This window comes from Paenibacillus sp. VTT E-133291 (genome assembly GCF_002264395.1).
Lineage (GTDB): Bacteria > Bacillota > Bacilli > Paenibacillales > Paenibacillaceae > Paenibacillus_AQ > Paenibacillus_AQ nitricinens.
Window position 1 is genome coordinate 1 of sequence record NZ_NFVA01000277.1, and the last position, 257, is coordinate 257.

Annotated in this window: 1 protein-coding gene; it reads right to left on the reverse strand. The window is 56.8% G+C overall.

The window, feature by feature from the left end; translation table 11 throughout:
- A partial coding sequence (locus tag CA598_RS32665; protein WP_483874409.1) for a phage tail fiber protein occupies positions 1-257 on the reverse strand: 257 nt, incomplete at both ends.

The following is a 257-nucleotide window of genomic DNA, read 5'->3' on the forward strand; positions in this document are numbered from 1 at the left end:
GAATCTCGGACGGTCGCCAACGAGTAATGTCCGCGGATTATCGAGCGGTTTCGTCCATAGTAAAGATCCGCCAGTTACCGCCGTCCGTAATCCGATGTGCGTTACGAGTCCCCAATCCGCAGTAGCAACGGGGAATACTACTTCCGCGGTATTCGCTACGGATTGTTGTCCGCTAACAAGCGCTGGCGCTCCGAATGTTACCGCCTGTCGCGCGTATGATCCTCCGGTTACTTCCGTGCCGGTATCCGCCGCTGTTG